Source organism: Niallia sp. FSL W8-0635 (genome assembly GCF_038007965.1).
In the GTDB taxonomy this organism is placed as follows: domain Bacteria; phylum Bacillota; class Bacilli; order Bacillales; family Cytobacillaceae; genus Niallia.
Genome location: NZ_JBBOYD010000001.1, coordinates 3,956,992 through 3,973,751, shown reverse-complemented (window position 1 = coordinate 3,973,751; position 16,760 = coordinate 3,956,992). Strand labels below are relative to the sequence as shown.

The following is a 16,760-nucleotide window of genomic DNA, read 5'->3' as shown; positions in this document are numbered from 1 at the left end:
CCATTATCTTTTCGTGAAATAAGACAATCCCATTAATCTTTCGACTGCAAACATAAAAATGGCAGTAAGGAACATTAACAGAACAGAGATAGCTGCAACTGTAGGATCAAAATAATTCTCTACATATAACAGCATTTGAATAGGGAACGTACTTACACCGGGTCCGGTCATATAAACAGAAATATCCACATTATTGAAAGACTCTAAAAAGGCAATCATGACTGCAGCAATAATGCCTGATTTAATGTTCGGTAATACTACACTGAAAAATGTCCCAATTCGAGTGGCACCAAGGCTGAGTGCTGCTTCTTCTATGGGAAAATCAAAGTTTGCAAGACTAGAAGAAATCACTCGAATTATAAATGGTAGCATGATGACCGTATGACCGATAAATAGGGATAAATAAATAGGAAGGTTATAGGTCACAACAATATAGCGTAAAAAGGAAAAACCTAGAACAATCCCTGGAATAAGAATCGGAGATACAAAGATAGCGTTGATAATTCCCTTGCCAGCAAAGTTGAAACGGCTAAGCGCATAAGCTGCCGGGACGCCAAGTAATAATGCTAAAATGTTTCCTGCAATGGAAACAATAATGGATGTCTTAAATGTGCTTAAAAACATCTCTACTTTAAAAATATTTTCATACCATCTAAAGGAATACTCTTCTGGAGGAAACTTTAGAATACTACCGCTCTCAAAAGAGGTAATGGATATTATTACAAGCGGCCCTAATAAAAAAATAAAAACGAGGATAGTAAACAGGGCCAACCCTCTATGTTTCTCTTGCATACACGTTTACCCCTTTGGATTTAGTTTTTTCGCCACACCGTTCATAATAGAAATAATGATAAAGGTAACAACAATCATAATCGTTGCCACAATAGAGGCAAGCTTCCAATCATTTAGTGTAATGGCATTTTGATAAAGAAAAGTGGAAATAACGCGTTGCTTACCACCTAGTAAGGCAGGTGTTGTATAAGCGGTAAAGCTTCCCACAAATACTAAAATACTCCCAATAACCAAACCTGGCACACATAAGGGCACAATGATTTTCATAAAGGTCGCAATTTTTGAAGCACCAAGGCTTTCCGATGCACGTAATAAATCACTGTCGATATTCTCCATCACGCCAACGAGTGTAACGATAATTAATGGAAGAAAGAGGTGAACAAGTCCGATAATAATCGCATTTGGTGTATATAAAATATTTAAAGGCTCCTGAATAAGACCTAAGCTCAATAACGTTTTATTAAGGACACCATTTTTTCCAATGATAATCATCCAGCTAAAGGAGCGGACGACAGGGCTTGTCAGCAATGGGAAAATCGTAAACAACAAGAGAATGGCTTTTCTTTTGCTAGGAAGCTTGGCGATATAATAGGAAACCGGAAAGCCAATTAAAATACAGATAAAGGTAGTTAGTAGACTTACCCTTAAAGTAGTAAGGAGGATATCAATAAAGTATTTATCCTTAAAAAAATCAATATAACCTTGTAAACTAAAGCTTCCTTCGTCATGAAAGGTTGTACCAATCATCGAAAGAATTGGTATGACTAAAAATATCGTTAAAAATAAAACACCTGGTAGTAAGAGTAAATATAAATATCGTTTCTTCAAGCCGTCACTCCCTTTCCTCAAAGTGACCATTTAAAATGTCGATAAACATTTGAAAGAAGGCATGATCATCCACTTTTAAGGAAACATGTAAATTCGCTTCCCTCTTTAGACGATTCTGAAAGTCACAAACGAGCTGACCATCACATAATTCACTTCTCGTTTCAATATCGACGAAGTACTTTTCGGTTTCTACTATTCTTTTATTTATAGCAATTCCAACAGCTAGTGGATCATGCATTGCACAAGCATGGACTCCATAACGGTTAAAATATTTCTGTTGATAGTCATTTGTGCTTTTTGTAATATAGGCTCTTAATGTTTCATCAGTAATGGATTCGAGATGTTTCTTGGTTAATAATGCTTTTCGTGTTACATCTAAACCAACCTGCGTGATAGAAGGGAAGCCTGCATGTAAAACAATTTTGGCTGCTTCAGGATCAACATAGCTGTTAAATTCAGCAGTTGGCGTAACATTGCCAGGTCCTTTTACTACGCCCCCCATAAAAATAATTTCTTTTACGTGATTTGTAATTTGGGGACATTTCTTAGCTGCTAGCGCTAAATTTGTTAATGGTCCAGTGAAAACCAATGTTACTTCACCAGAAAAGCTAAGAATAGAATTAATTAAAAAATCAGGAGCAAAGCCGTCACTCACAGGGTGAGTAACAGCTGTTTCCTTTAATGCTCCGCCTAAACCATCTTCACCGTGAATGCGGTGTTCAAAGAAGGGCTCCCGAAGTAGGGGAGTGGCAGCGCCTTTTATAACAGGGATATAATCTGCTTTTACTAAATCTAGTATTTTGCATGTGTTTGCAGTTGCTTGGTCTAAGGAGACATTTCCGTTAACGGTTGTAATCCCTAAAATATCAAATGCGTTGCTCTTTACAGCTAGTAGAATACCAATCGCATCATCAATGCCAGTGTCTACATCCAATATCAGCTTCTCTTTCATGATGACCCTCTTTTCTATTATTGAACTAGCTCACGATTCCAGCGATCGATCCAACCTTTTAAGTTATCATTGATAAATTTCATATCTAATGTGTGTAAGCTTGCAATAACGTCTTCGCCATATGTTAAACCTTCCGCTTCTTCTTCTGTTAATTCAACTTGTGTATTAACCGGTGAATCTACTTTGTTTTTTGCTGATTTTTCTTGTGCTTCTTTTCCTAAAATATAGTTAATGAATTTTTCAGAAAGTTCTTTTTGGTCTGTATCTTTTACTACGTTCATTGTATTCATAACAGCATAGCCGCCTTCAGCTGGTGTAATGAATTCAGCATTAGGAACTGCTTCTTGTAAATCAGCAAAATACATTTCCATGATTGGTCCTGCAGCTATTTCACCTTGAGCAAACATATTTACAAATTCAGATGTTTGTCCATATTCTTTGATGACACTTGGCATTAGAGCCTTTAATTGTTCAAAAGCTTTATCTTCGTTAAATGTTTCCTCCCCACTAACTAAGGAAGCTGTATCGACTATCATCGGACCTGTTGTAGATGTGATGCTAGGGATTGTGATTTTTCCTTTTAAATCATCGCTCCATAGGTCTTTCCAAGAAGTAATGGGATTAGCAATTTCATCAGGATTATAAGCAATTCCAAACTGTGCAATTGTATATGCTGGACCATATTCTTCGCCCAGTGGAGCTTTTGCTGCTTCATAAATATTGTCGAGATTGGAAAGCTTGCTACGATCAATTGTTTCAAACAGATTATCTTCAATACCTTGTTGTGCATAATAGTCTGATAGGAAAATAACATCTACATCTGAATTTCCTTGTCTTACTTTATTTAAGCGATCTGCATTATTACCAGTATCCAATACGATTTCTACATTATTTTCTTCTTCAAATGGTTTATAAATTTCGTTACGGAAGAAGTCTTCATTAAATCCCCAAGTGGAAACGACTAACTTTTCCTTTTTTTCTTTGCTATCATTTGTTGCGTCGTCTGAACTACAAGCGGCTAATAGTAAAAAGGATGATGCTGCAACTGCACTAACTAATTTTTTCATTTTCATTTTTTGAACCCCTCCAAATGATTTGTTTGTTAATGGCTTAAAGACAATCTTTCTTGCAAGCTAATAAAATAATAAAAAAAAGACAAGCTTAAATAGAATTATCCTTCTACTTAAGATTGTCTTTTCTTTGTAAACAAAGATTAAACTTATCTTTTGTATATATCGGCGTTCTGCTTAGATAAATCCAAGAAGAAATCCAAGTTTAATTTTTAGTTAATACAATGTTTGTGAAAGCAAGCTGTGTGAAAGAATCATAATCCCTAAGAATCGCTTCGATATTCCAATTTGTCGTTTCTTCTAGTTGTTCTTTAAGCTTTTTCTTAAAAAGTAAGGACAGATGAAAGTCAACCTCTTGTTTAAGGCTCGGTACTTCTCCTTCCAGAGCAGCAGAGCGTGAGGCACGAGGGTGCTTCGCATGAAGTGTAATAACATTCTGATCGATTGTCACCTTCAGTAGCGTCGTACCAGCCCCAAATAATTCTTTTGAAATCTTATTATACACATGAGATAAAAACTTCTTCATTTCATTTGCATCGATGATAACTCACCTGCCAAACTATTGATATTGGTTATTATACATATTATTTTCGGTTATTTCAATAGAATGTGCGGATTTTGACGAAAAAAATATTAATTTGTCTTTTGATGTTGATAAAACAGAGTGAAAAGCGAACTTTTATAGTTTTTGAGGGAATCGGGGGGACGGTTCTTATGATTCCCTTTTAGTCTTAATGAGTAAGGGAAACAGTAGGTTAATGGATTTCTATTATAATATTGTTAAAATTACATATATTCATAACCTTATTATATTATCTTTTATTTTACTAGTGTTTTGTAAGATTTTTTAACGTTATTTTAATAGAAAGGAATAGCGGGATGAGGATAATGAAATAATGCTTGCAACATGATGATTAATACAAGGAGATTGTTAAATTAAGGTATTGCATTGGTTTTATAAAGCAACTGCTTATCAGGCAAGAGCACCAATCTACTAGAGAATTCTTAGACTTATTCTCCTCTACTGATTGGAGTCGAGCTATCGCCTCTCAAAACATGATAGTATGTTTTTACAGTAAAAGCATACGGTTCTCTTGCATCCTAGAAGGGAAGCAAGAGAACCGTCCCCATGCTTACTTTTTCATCATTTCTTCCATTTGATGATAATGTTCTTCTATTTCTTTTGATGGTTTTTGTGTTGCTAGGCTGACTAGTACCACGGTAATGGTGCTTAGTAGGAAGCCTGGTATCATTTCGTAAAGGGTTTCTTGTAATACTGGGATGTTTGCCCAGATAAGAACGGTTATGGCGCCTACAAGCATTCCTGTTAACGCTCCCCACTTTGTCATCCTTTTCCAATGTAAGCTTAACAAGATAACAGGACCAAATGCTGAACCGAAGCCTGCCCATGCGTAACCAACAAGTCCTAAAATGGTATCGTTAGGATTGATAGAAAGAGAGATTCCGATTAATGCTACAATTAAAACAGTAATTCGCCCAATAAGGACAAGCTCTTTGTCGCTAGCATCTCGACGGAGGAATGTCTTGTAAAAATCTTCTGTTAACGAACTAGCAGTTACTAGTAGCTGTGAAGAAATGGTACTCATGATAGCAGCTAAAATAGCAGCTAATAAAAATCCAGTAATTAATGGGTGGAATAGAATAGTAGAAAAACCAATAAAAACTGTTTCAGGATCAGCTAACTCCTGGCCATGCATTGAGTAATAGGCAATACCGATAAGTCCAGTCAACATGGCACCAATGATAGAAACAATCATCCAGCTCATACCGATTCGACGTGCTGTTTTTAATTGTTTAATACTACCTATAGCCATAAATCGAACAATGATATGTGGTTGCCCAAAGTAACCTAATCCCCATGCTAATAATGATATTATCCCTAAAAAGGAGGTTCCTTTAAAAAAGTCTAAAAGGGAAGGGTCCACGTTTTTTATTTCTTGAAAGGTGTTCTGTACTCCACCTATATCTGTAAACGCAACAACAGGAACTAAAATGAGCGCAATAAACATGATGACACCTTGAACAAAATCGGTCATGCTTACTGCTAAAAATCCGCCGAATAAAGTGTAGGCAACAACAACCCCAGCTGTTATAAATAAACCTACTTTATAGTCGGTATTAAAAGAGCTTTCAAACAATCGGCCACCAGCCACAAGGCCTGATGATGTATAAAGAGTGAAAAAGATTAAAATAACGAGCGCTGAAACAGAACGGAGTATTTTCGAATAATCATTAAAGCGATTTTCTAAAAAATCTGGAATGGTAATAGAATCGTTCGCCACTTCAGTATAAGTGCGAAGACGTGGGGCAATGATTATATAGTTTAAAAAAGCACCAATTGTTAATCCTATTGCTAACCATAAGCTTGAAATTCCAGAAGCATACATCGCACCTGGCAATCCCATTAACATCCAACCACTCATATCAGAAGCACCTGCAGATAATGCAGTTACAGCCGGCCCAAGACCACGCCCTCCTAACATATAATCATTTAAATCGGATGTTTTTTTATAAGAGTAATAGCCGATTAACAACATACCTACTAAATAAATTCCTAAAGAAATAAATACTTCTACCTGCACCAAATCTCTCCCTTACAAATTATAAGTCTTGAATACTTAAGTGTTGACAGCTGTCTTTCGTATTCTTGTATCTGATACATTTATTTACCTTAACAACAATTGAAAAAGCTTGCAAGGAAGAATAGGCATCTTGCCAAACTGAAAAATGGCGATGATTCCCAGTCACTTAATAATGAAAACGCATTCATAAATAATTATATTTGTAAAATTCAGAAAGTTGTCAGAGGGACGGTTCTACTGCTTCCCAAAAACGGAAGCAGTAGAACCGTCCCTCTGTATCCGTTAAAAAGCATGGGGATATTTTTCTTGGAAATATTGCAATAGGGCGGGGAGGTTTTTCTGGAATTCTAAGCATAGTTGTTGGCCTAATGGTACGGCTAATATTTTTTTCTTGCAAAATGGACAGACTGCCTTTTCCTTAAACACATGTTTTACATTTATCGGAAATGGATTTTTGGAATTACCAATTAGAAATTGATAGTTATGATTATTGACACGAAATAAAATTTCGATTCCGTCAAAGCTCTTAGATGGATAAATAGTAATGACCTCAATAGGGAGTTCTTTAATCACAAGCATAAGTGAATTCCGTCCTTAAAAGTTTTATTGTATAGTCTTTTATTTTAATTAAACTATACCATTAATTGATAGCGTATTCAATTATGCGGATGGAGATTTACTGATTTCCCCAAAAACTATCAAGTGCCAAAATTAAAAAAGGGAAGCGGAAGAACCGTCCCTCTGAGGTCATATATTTTCTTTTGCTATCCAACCTAACTGGCCGTCTTTTTTTATTAATGTATACCCTGTGCAGTTGTCATCGACTATGGAGACTTGTTCTCCTTTTTGTACGGTTAATTGGGCACAGGATATGTCGGTTTTTACTTGAAATTTTCCATCGTTATGTGGATGGATATATTCGTTTTTTACATAAACGATGCGATTTGTCTCTAATTGTTTACATTGTGTAAAGAACGCCTCTTTTGCTAGTGGCTGAATGAAGTAATAGGGATAATTAATAGAGCCCGTCATCGTAATGTCAGCATGAAAGTCTTTTCGCACTTTACGAGTAGGGAAAGTGTCTACATAAGTATAAGAAATTGTATTTTGTTCCAGAATTACTGCATTTAGCTGTCCAGTTGGTTTCACCTTATTCCCACCGTCCATCGCTATTATTTTTTTATCTTTATCAATAATCGGGTTATCAGAGGGAATGTCAGTTGAATAATTTATTACCGGCCAATGTCCAACGACTACGAATTTCTTTGCTTGATGGTTTTTTTCTAAAAAAGAGGGGATAGAAAGGGCAATTTCTCGATCTGTATCTTTCCAATTTTCGATATCCTCTAAGCCTGCATGAACAAAGATATATTGTTCTGTTTCGATTACAGTTGGTAGATTAATCAACCAATCGATTTCTTTCTGATAATGCTTTAATAATAACTGCTTTATTTCTTGGACTGTTGTATGATTTGTAAGAACAAAGTCTAGTTCTTCTAGCCATTCATTTAATAGAGAGTGCTTTTGTTTTGTAAGGTAATTTAATATAGCAGGATTCTCATATAAAATTTCCTCTATTAACACATCACAGTTTCCCTCCGTTACATGGACATTTGGAAAATTACTAGAAAGATCCATAATATAACGGATTACTTCTTTACTACTAGTTCCTTTTTCACACATATCACCATTAATAATTAAGTAATCATCTTGATGAAAATTCACTTTATTTAGGAGCTTTTTTAATAGGTCAATTTCTCCGTGAATATCAGAAATCACGATGATTCGATGGTGCTTTGGAATGGTTACTTTTTTTATTTTTTTCACTGTTAATAGGGCTCCTTCATTTTTATTCTATTAAAAGAATTATTAGAATTTACTATATTATCATTATATAAATGAAACAATGAGATAGGTAGGTATTTTTTTAGAGAGTAGTTTCTCCTTCTAAAATGGTCGTATGCTTTAATCAATTGTTTGATTAAGAAGAATAAATGACTTTGATCAAAAAAACACCACAAATCAGCTCATTTTGTGGTGGTAAAGAAATTTATTTTTCCTTCATAAAATTTATGATTTTATCCTTTAATTTTCCGATACTTGTAAAAATAATATAAGTATCTGTTTTCGTATGTATGATGACTCTGTCTGTGTTTCCATAAGGGAAACCAATTCTTATTCCGCTTACTTCTTTCCCAGCATATGTTTCGTCATTTGCTACTGCTGTAATGTCTGATAAGGGAATTTCAATGGTGCTTAGCTGCCATTTTATGTGTAAATTGTCGTTGTGTTTGGTTACTTTGACTTCCAGCATTGCCCTATCACTCCTTTTAACTATGTTTACGGATCTGATTGGGAAAAGTTTCAAAAAAATTAGGAAAGGGGAATTAGAAAAGGGAGAGAACTGCTGAAAAGGAAGAAAGCTCAAGATACATACTATTTTCTTCTATATAATAGAAAAAGACGATTCTCCTGCTTCCAAAAAAGGATGCAAAAAGAATCGCCTCGCTATTAATCTTCCCAAACGTCGTTCATGAGGTCTTCGATTTCTTTTCGAAGTTTTTCTGTCTCTGTTTTTAATATTTTTGCTTTGTTGCCGGTGATCTCTACTACATCTCCAACAACTGCTTTTTTGGGCAGAATACTTTTTGGGAAGTCTTGTGTCTTCCCATTGATTTCGATAACAGCGATATCTCCTTCAAAACGATCAATAATGCCTTTCATGAACTCTCTCCTATTTTGGTGTAAATGAAGTTTGGGTTTTGTATGTCTTTCCATTATAGCTTGCGGAAATGTCTACGACTACTTTATAACCTTTTGCAGCACGACCTATTTTTACAGGCAATGCTTTGCCAATTGTTCCTTTATAAGTCGTTGTTGTGCTCTTATAGCGGAATACTGCTTTATACGTTCCTTTTGGAATTCCTTTTACAGTTAAATGGATCGTGCTATTTTGCTTTGGTTTTGTATTATCTAATTTTGCCGATAATTTATAGGTAGCTGCAGGTTTCTTGGTTGTACTTGTACTAGTTGGTTTTGTATTAAAACTAATTGTTTTTCCATCTGAAGTTGCAATGATTGTTCCTTGTTTATCGGTTCTGAATATTTTTGCCTTACTGCTATTCAATCTTTTAATTGTTTCAGAAGTAGGATGGCCGTAGCTATTCTTCCCTACAGAAATTATTGCGTATGTTGGTTTTACTGCTTTTAAAAACGCAGAGCTTGTTGATGTTTTCGCTCCATGATGTCCAACTTTAAGGACATCAGCTTTTAACGTTTCTTTGGATTTTATCATGTCTGTTTCTGCCTTCGTCTCTGCATCTCCTGTGAATAGGAATGATTTTTTTCCATAGACAAGGCGTAATACTGCACTCCAATCATTTAAATCACTTTTGCTATAGGATTTTACAGGTCCGACAAATTTAGCTGAAACTCCTTTTAAAGGAATAGAAACTCCTTTTTTAGCAGTCTTCATAGTTAATCCTTCTTTTTTAACAGAACTTAAGAAGTCTTTATAAACTTGTGTAGTATGGCTTACTTTTGGAGCATAGACAGATTTTACCTTAAATGCCTTCAATACTTCATCTAATCCACCCATGTGGTCAGCGTCAGGATGTGTGGCAATCATTACCTCAATATCTTTTACTCCCTGTTTCTTCAGGTAGGATACGACATCACTTCCATCTCTATTTCCACCATCAATGATAATATCGTCTCCATTTGGAGTCTTGATGTAAATACTATCGCCTTGCCCTACATTAATAAAGTGTACCTGTAGCTTATTAGCAGCAGATGCAGGTGATACGAACACAGTCGATAGAAGCAATATAAATACTGGCAATAATAATTTTAGTTTTTTCATAGATGACTATTCCTCCTTATGCCAAAGAGAAATATATCATTATTTAAAATGGAAATCTATATAAATTACAGAAATGGGGAAAAATACCAATCCGAAACATAAAGTACAGTTTTTCATATGTCTCGAATCGTTCTTCTACTCTACTATGAATGGTATTTATTCATTTCCATATAATAAGCAAAGCTTATTATTAACAAAGGTGGTCTGTTTTTTGAAAAATGCATTTACTATTTATCGAAATGATTGGGTACGTATTTTTAAGGCGCCTGTTGCAACACTTTTAATTGTAGCTTTAATGGTGTTGCCATCTCTTTATGCGTGGTTTAATTTGGCTGCTTCGTGGGATCCATATTCTAATACGAGTGGGATAAAAATTGCTGTGACAAGTGAAGATGATGGAGCCATTATTCGCGATTCTGCCGTCAACATTGGTGATGAAATTGTTGCGAGCTTAAAGGAAAATGATAAGCTTGGCTGGGAATTTGTAAGTAAAGAAAAAGCGGAAGAGGGGGTGAGGAAAGGAGAGTATTATGCAAGCATGTACATACCACATGATTTTTCTTCTAAAATTGCAACGATTTTAGAAGACAAACAAGTAAAGCCAGAAATTGACTATAGTGTAAACGAAAAGTTAAACGCAATAGCGCCGAAAATGACTTCTACTGGTGCTTCGACAATTGTGCAACAAGTGAAAGAAAACTTTATACATACCGTAAGTGAGTCTGTTTTGAGTGTTTTTAATGACGCTGGAATTAAACTGGAAGAAGAATTGCCGACAATTCGAAATATAGAAGAGAAAATTTTTGCATTAGAAAAAGAAGTACCTAAAATAAATGAACTGGGAGAAAAGGTGGTAAAGCTTGAAAGTAAATTGCCGGAAATCAATAAACAAGCGCAAAAAATCCTAGCCTTAGAAGCTGCTTTTCCGGAGATTAATGAAGCCAGTAAAAATATCCTGTTATTAGAAGAAAAGATTCCAGAGCTAGAAAAGGTAGGAGAAGGGATTCTTCTATTACAGGAAAAAGCGCCAGAGATACAAAGACTAGCGGAAGGAGTAATGGAGCTAGATGCTCATTTTGCTGATGTTAGTGAAATGGTAACAAGTGCATTATCGAATGTAGAAGATATGCAAGCTTTTCTTGAAACAGCAAGTGGATCATTAGAGCAAATAGAGCAAGGGATAAATAATGGAAAGCAAATTGCAGATGTACTCCCAGTATTTATGGAAACAAATGGGCAAGCGCTTGATGCTGTTGGTCCAGTGTATAAGCAAAATCTACTGCTTTATCAAAAAACGGCTGATGCTGTTCAGCAATTTGCAGCGTCGGTTAAGGCAGGAGCCCTAACAGAAGAAGAAGCTTCAAAAACTGCATTTACTTTACAGGCACAAGTGCAAACAAGCATCGATAGTTTAACACGCTCGATTTCATTATTTACTACTCTAAACAGTGCAACCTCAAATGGAGAGGAAGCTTTATTAACAGAAATAAAAGACTTACAAGCATTGCAAGGAAATTTTCAGCAAGAAAAAGAGAAGCTTCAGACGATTCAGGCAGATGATGAGGAAGAAGCAAGCACTTTAATGGCGTTATCACAAGAAGCAATAGAGCTTAGTACTACCCTAATAAATCGATATGATAAGCAAACAGAACCAGCGATTAATCGTACATTAGAGGGGATAAAGGATTCTGCGCAAAATGCAATGAATGATTTAGAAAGTGCGCAAAAGAATATACCGAAGTTAGAAGAAATAATAAAAAATACAAAAGAGTCGGTTACTTTTGCTCAGGAAGAATTAACAAAGCTTCAATCAAGTTTGCCTACAATAGAACAAGAGATTCATGAAGCGACAAATTTAATTCAGGAAAATATGGATAAAGTTTTAGCTGGCATTGATGATGCTGCTACATTTTATAAAGCTTCTTTTCCAAGTATAAAAGAAAAGATTCATGCAGCAGCAGGCTTTGTTCGTAATGACCTTCCTGCGGCTGAACATGATATTTCTAAAGTTGCTGCATTTATTAAGACGGATTTACTTAGGGTAGAAGATGCTGTTCATAAAGCGGCAGATATGGTCCAAAATGAACTGCCAAAATTAGAAGGGACACTGACTAAAACAGCAGATTCTATTCGGAATTTTGAAGACGAATATGATCTAGGAGAGATTATTTCTTTGTTGAAAAATGATATTCAGCAAGAAAGTGACTTTATTTCGGATCCGATTGTATTAAATGAAACTTCTCTGTTTCCCATTCCTAATTATGGGTCAGCGAATTCGCCTTTCTATACAACCCTAAGTTTATGGGTTGGTGCCCTATTGCTCATTTCCTTATTACGAGTAGATGTTCAAAATCCAGAAGGAATCTACACGCCTAACCAAATATACTTTGGCAGATGGCTCACCTTTGTGACAATTGGAATATGTCAAAGTCTAATAGTTACACTAGGAGATATGTTTATCTTAAAGGCGTTTGTTGCAGAGAAAGTTGCTTTTGTGTTGTTCAGTATGTTTATCAGCTTTGTATTTATGACAATTGTTTATACATTGGTTTCTGTTTTTGGCAATCTTGGCAAAGGATTAGCGATTATTTTTCTTGTATTGCAGTTATCTGGTTCTGGTGGTACTTTCCCTATTCAAGTTGCGCCACCTTTTTTCCAGGCAATTAATCCCTTTCTACCATTTACACATGCCATCAATCTTTTAAGAGAAACAGTAGGTGGTATGGTAAAGGAAACAGTACTATTTTCAATTAGTATGCTTCTTATTTTTAGTGCGATTGCTTTCAGCGCTGCTCTATTTTTAAAAAAACCATTGGAAAATGCAACCAAAAAAATGACGAAAATGGCAAAAGCAAGCGAGATTATTCATTAATAATGAATAAGGAAAAATATAGAGGATGATAAGTTGGATTTAATTTATCTGCCATAATATAGCTAAAAAGAGGATGAATTTCTAATAAAAAGGAAAAAAATACAATTGTAAACGTATAAACTTTTCTATTGACAACTTGTATATACATCTATATCATTAAAAAGTATCTTGTATATACAAGATTCGACAAAATGTACTGAAAACGCTTTTAATATTTTGAAAATAGAATTTATCTTTATTTATAGAGTAGGGGGACATAAAGTGAGTGTGGATAAACAGCAGGTTAGTGACATAATAGAAGCTATAGGCGGCAAAGAGAATATTTCAGCTGCTACACATTGTGTGACAAGATTAAGATTTGCATTAGCAGATGAAAGCAAAGTAAATAAAGAGAAGTTAGAATCCCTTGATTTAGTTAAAGGTTCTTTTTCGACAAACGGTCAATTTCAAGTAGTAATTGGACCAGGTACTGTAGAAAAAGTATATAAAGAATTAATCAATCAAACTGGAGCAAGTGAAGGTTCAAAAGACGATGTAAAAAAAGCTTCTGAACAAAATTTAAATCCATTACAGCGTGCTGTGAAAATGCTAGCCGATATATTTATCCCCATTTTGCCTGCGATTGTAACAGCTGGTTTATTAATGGGAATAAACAACGTATTAACTGGAGAAGGTATCTTTTTTGATCAGTCCGTTGTACAAGCATATCCACAATGGGCAGATTTTGCTAGTATTATCAATTTAATTGCGAATACAGCGTTTACGTTTTTACCTGGTTTAATTGGTTGGTCTGCGATGACCCGATTTGGCGGCAGTCCTTTATTAGGGATAGTTCTTGGGTTAATGCTCGTTCACCCAGATTTATTAAATGCATGGGGATATGGAGCAGCAGAAGATGTTCCAACATGGAATATTTTCGGTCTAGAGGTAGAGAAAGTTGGTTATCAAGGACAAGTTTTACCAGTCCTAATTGCATCTTATGTATTAGCTAAATTAGAAATTTTCTTAAGAAAAAGAATTCCGGATTCTTTCCAAATGCTATTTGTAGCACCAGTAGCCTTGTTAATAACTGGATTTGTGTCGTTCATTGCAATCGGGCCAATTACATTCTTTATTGGGAACCTGATTACAAATGGTGTTGTAGCTATCTTTGATTTTGCGCCAATTTTAGGTGGATTAATTTATGGTGGATTGTATGCTCCACTTGTTATTACCGGAATGCATCATACATTCTTAGCTGTAGATTTGCAGTTAATCGGAAGCACGGGCGGCACATTCCTATGGCCAATGGTTGCTTTATCCAATATTGCGCAAGGTTCAGCAGCACTGGCTATGTTATTTATCGTGAAAGATGAAAAGTTAAAGAGTCTATCTATCACATCAGCTGTGTCAGCGTATCTTGGTGTTACAGAGCCAGCATTATTTGGTGTAAATCTACGATTCCGTTTTGCTTTTATTTCAGCAATCGTTGGATCCGCAATTGCAGGTGCTTTTATTTCTATACAAGCAGTTCAAGCACCTTCAATAGGAGTAGGTGGATTGCCTGCATTCCTATCTATTTTTCCGCAAAATTGGGGATCATTCTTCATTGGAATGGCTATTGTTATAATCGTACCTTTCCTTTTAACGCTATTATTTGGTAAAGTACGTAAAGTACAGTAAGAAGTAGAAGGAACTTAGATAGCAGAAGATATCAAATGATTTTATTGGTATCTTCTGTTTTTGTTTTATTGTTTAAGGATGAAGAAACGTATACATAAAAGGAGCTGCTATTGATGCATAAAAAATGGTGGAAAGAAAGTGTTGTTTATCAAATATACCCTCGAAGCTTTATGGACAGCAATGGGGATGGGATCGGCGATTTACAAGGCATTATTTCTAAACTAGATTATTTAAAAAAACTAGGTGTAGATGTTATTTGGCTTTCGCCTGTTTATGAGTCACCGAATGATGATAATGGCTATGATATCAGTGATTATCAAGCGATTATGCGTGAATTTGGAACAATGGGGGACTGGGACGAGCTTCTTAAAGAAATTCATCACCGTGATATGAAATTAATTATGGATTTGGTGGTAAATCATAGTTCTGATGAACATAAATGGTTTGTCGAAGCAAAGACATCGAAAGAAAATCCATATCGGGACTATTATATTTGGCGAAAAGGAAAAGATGGAAAAGAGCCAAATAACTGGTATTCAAATTTTGGGGGTTCTGCGTGGCAGTATGATGAACAGACCGATGAATACTTTTTACATCTTTTCTCTAAAAAGCAGCCAGATTTAAATTGGGAAAATCCGAAACTGCGAAATGAAATTTATGAAATGATGCAATGGTGGTTAGAAAAAGGAATCGATGGCTTTCGAATGGATGTTATTAACTTTATTTCCAAGCCAGAAGAAATGCCCGATGGTGAACCAAAACTAGGGAAAAAGTATGCATCAGGAAGTAAATATTATCGAAATGGACCAAGAATTCATGAGTATTTACAAGAAATGAATGAAAAGGTTCTTTCCAATTATGATGTCATGACAGTAGGAGAAATGCCTGGGGTTACACCAGAATTAGCTGAAATATATACACAAGAGGAAAATAAAGAACTGAATATGGTATTCCAATTTGAGCATATGGGATTGGATAATGGACCAAACGGAAAATGGGATTTAAAGCCTCTGGATTTACTGGATTTAAAAAAAAATCTTACAAAATGGCAAAAAGCTCTAGAAGATAAAGGCTGGAATAGTCTGTATTTCAATAATCACGATCAGCCTAGAATCGTTTCTCGCTTTGGAAATGACGGTGACCTACGAGTAGAATCTGCTAAAATGCTGGCAACTCTGCTGCATATGATGAAAGGAACTCCTTATATTTATCAGGGAGAAGAAATCGGCATGACCAATGTACAATTTGATTCTATAGAGGATTATCGAGACATTGAAATTCATCAATTTTATCAGGAACAATTGGAAGATGGAATGCCTGTTGAAAAAATTATGGAAAGCATTTATGCAAAGGGCCGAGATAATTCCAGAACTCCAATGCAGTGGGATCACACGAAAAATGCAGGATTTTCAACAGGTATACCATGGATAAAGGTAAATACTAATTATAAAAAGGTTAATGCCGAAGACGCAATCGCCGATCCTGACTCTATCTATCATTATTATCGTAAGCTTATTAAGTTAAGAAAAGAACATGAAGTTATCGTCTATGGCAGCTATGACTTATTGTTAGAAGATCATAAGGAAATTTTTGCTTATAAGCGTTCTTTGAATGGGGAAACACTTGTTGTCTTCTGTAATTTTAGCGAGAAAGAAATAGAGCTGGAGTTTTCACAAGAATATTCCAGTGGGTCAGCAGTAATGTTAATTAGTAACTATCAAGACACGGATGAGAAATTAGAGAGTACAATGGTTCTGCGATCGTACGAGGTTAGGGTGTATTTACTTAGATAATTTTTTATTCAAGCTTCAAATGAATAGTTGTTTGATTATAAAAAAGATACATCAAAATATACAGTAGAGGACAGTTTAACTAGCATGTAGATTGAGGGACAAGCTAGAAACCTGTCCTTTTGGGTTTATAGAAAAGTAATTAATCGAATAATAAGATTATTTGTTGTGAAATATTTTAAGAGCGATTTAATAAAAAGAGTTATGAGCATGTAATATAATTTAGCACTTATCCCAAAAAAATAAGATAAATTAAATATATCTAGTCATTTTTATGTAATCTCTTTAGAATGTATGGATGAAAAAAGCGATTACATTTGTTATGGTGA

General features: G+C 35.2%; 13 protein-coding genes and 1 pseudogene. 3 read left to right on the top strand and 11 right to left on the bottom strand.

Annotation, left to right across the window (positions count from 1 at the left end):
* Window positions 1-3: 3 nt before the first annotated feature.
* From NYE52_RS19050 to NYE52_RS19000, 11 genes and pseudogenes are all read right to left on the bottom strand, one after another.
* On the bottom strand, window positions 4-792 hold the full coding sequence (locus NYE52_RS19050; RefSeq protein WP_341194506.1) for an ABC transporter permease: 789 nt from the start codon (window positions 790-792) through the stop codon (window positions 4-6).
* Window positions 793-798: 6 nt separating this feature from the next.
* Window positions 799-1,620 carry an ABC transporter permease gene (locus NYE52_RS19045; RefSeq protein WP_341194505.1) on the bottom strand — a complete coding sequence of 274 codons (822 nt, stop codon included), beginning with the start codon at window positions 1,618-1,620 and terminating at the stop codon, window positions 799-801.
* A gap of 4 nt (window positions 1,621-1,624) precedes the next feature.
* Window positions 1,625-2,572: a nucleoside hydrolase gene (locus NYE52_RS19040; protein WP_341194504.1), complete on the bottom strand. Its 948-nt coding sequence runs from the start codon at window positions 2,570-2,572 to the stop codon at window positions 1,625-1,627.
* Between the two features lie 17 nt (window positions 2,573-2,589).
* Entirely contained in the window at window positions 2,590-3,639 is a 1,050-nt protein-coding gene (locus NYE52_RS19035; protein WP_341195238.1) for an ABC transporter substrate-binding protein, read from the bottom strand.
* 208 nt (window positions 3,640-3,847) lie between these two features.
* Window positions 3,848-4,168 carry a DUF2294 domain-containing protein gene (locus NYE52_RS19030; RefSeq protein ID WP_341194503.1) on the bottom strand — a complete coding sequence of 107 codons (321 nt, stop codon included), beginning with the start codon at window positions 4,166-4,168 and terminating at the stop codon, window positions 3,848-3,850.
* A gap of 607 nt (window positions 4,169-4,775) precedes the next feature.
* On the bottom strand, window positions 4,776-6,245 hold the full coding sequence (gene putP, locus NYE52_RS19025; RefSeq protein WP_341194502.1) for a sodium/proline symporter PutP: 1,470 nt from the start codon (window positions 6,243-6,245) through the stop codon (window positions 4,776-4,778).
* A 282-nt stretch (window positions 6,246-6,527) separates the two neighbouring features.
* Window positions 6,528-6,824 carry a hypothetical protein gene (locus NYE52_RS19020; protein WP_341194501.1) on the bottom strand — a complete coding sequence of 99 codons (297 nt, stop codon included), beginning with the start codon at window positions 6,822-6,824 and terminating at the stop codon, window positions 6,528-6,530.
* Between the two features lie 168 nt (window positions 6,825-6,992).
* Window positions 6,993-8,072: a metallophosphoesterase gene (locus NYE52_RS19015; RefSeq protein ID WP_341194500.1), complete on the bottom strand. Its 1,080-nt coding sequence runs from the start codon at window positions 8,070-8,072 to the stop codon at window positions 6,993-6,995.
* A 223-nt stretch (window positions 8,073-8,295) separates the two neighbouring features.
* Window positions 8,296-8,559: a SunI/YnzG family protein gene (locus NYE52_RS19010; RefSeq protein WP_341194499.1), complete on the bottom strand. Its 264-nt coding sequence runs from the start codon at window positions 8,557-8,559 to the stop codon at window positions 8,296-8,298.
* 197 nt (window positions 8,560-8,756) lie between these two features.
* Window positions 8,757-8,969 (bottom strand): DUF3006 domain-containing protein, encoded by a 213-nt coding sequence (locus tag NYE52_RS19005; protein WP_341194498.1) that lies wholly within the window; start codon window positions 8,967-8,969, stop codon window positions 8,757-8,759.
* Between the two features lie 307 nt (window positions 8,970-9,276).
* Window positions 9,277-10,107, bottom strand: a pseudogene (locus NYE52_RS19000) (ComEC/Rec2 family competence protein); the annotation flags it as partial.
* 211 nt (window positions 10,108-10,318) lie between these two features.
* Between NYE52_RS19000 and NYE52_RS18995 the strand changes: the two are divergent.
* From NYE52_RS18995 to NYE52_RS18985, 3 genes are all read left to right on the top strand, one after another.
* Window positions 10,319-12,979, top strand: a complete 2,661-nt coding sequence (locus NYE52_RS18995; protein WP_341194497.1) for a YhgE/Pip domain-containing protein — start codon at window positions 10,319-10,321, stop codon at window positions 12,977-12,979.
* Window positions 12,980-13,240: 261 nt separating this feature from the next.
* Window positions 13,241-14,641, top strand: a complete 1,401-nt coding sequence (treP, locus tag NYE52_RS18990) for a PTS system trehalose-specific EIIBC component (protein ID WP_341194496.1) — start codon at window positions 13,241-13,243, stop codon at window positions 14,639-14,641.
* Window positions 14,642-14,754: 113 nt separating this feature from the next.
* Window positions 14,755-16,434, top strand: a complete 1,680-nt coding sequence (locus tag NYE52_RS18985; RefSeq protein ID WP_341194495.1) for a glycoside hydrolase family 13 protein — start codon at window positions 14,755-14,757, stop codon at window positions 16,432-16,434.
* Window positions 16,435-16,760 lie beyond the last annotated feature (326 nt).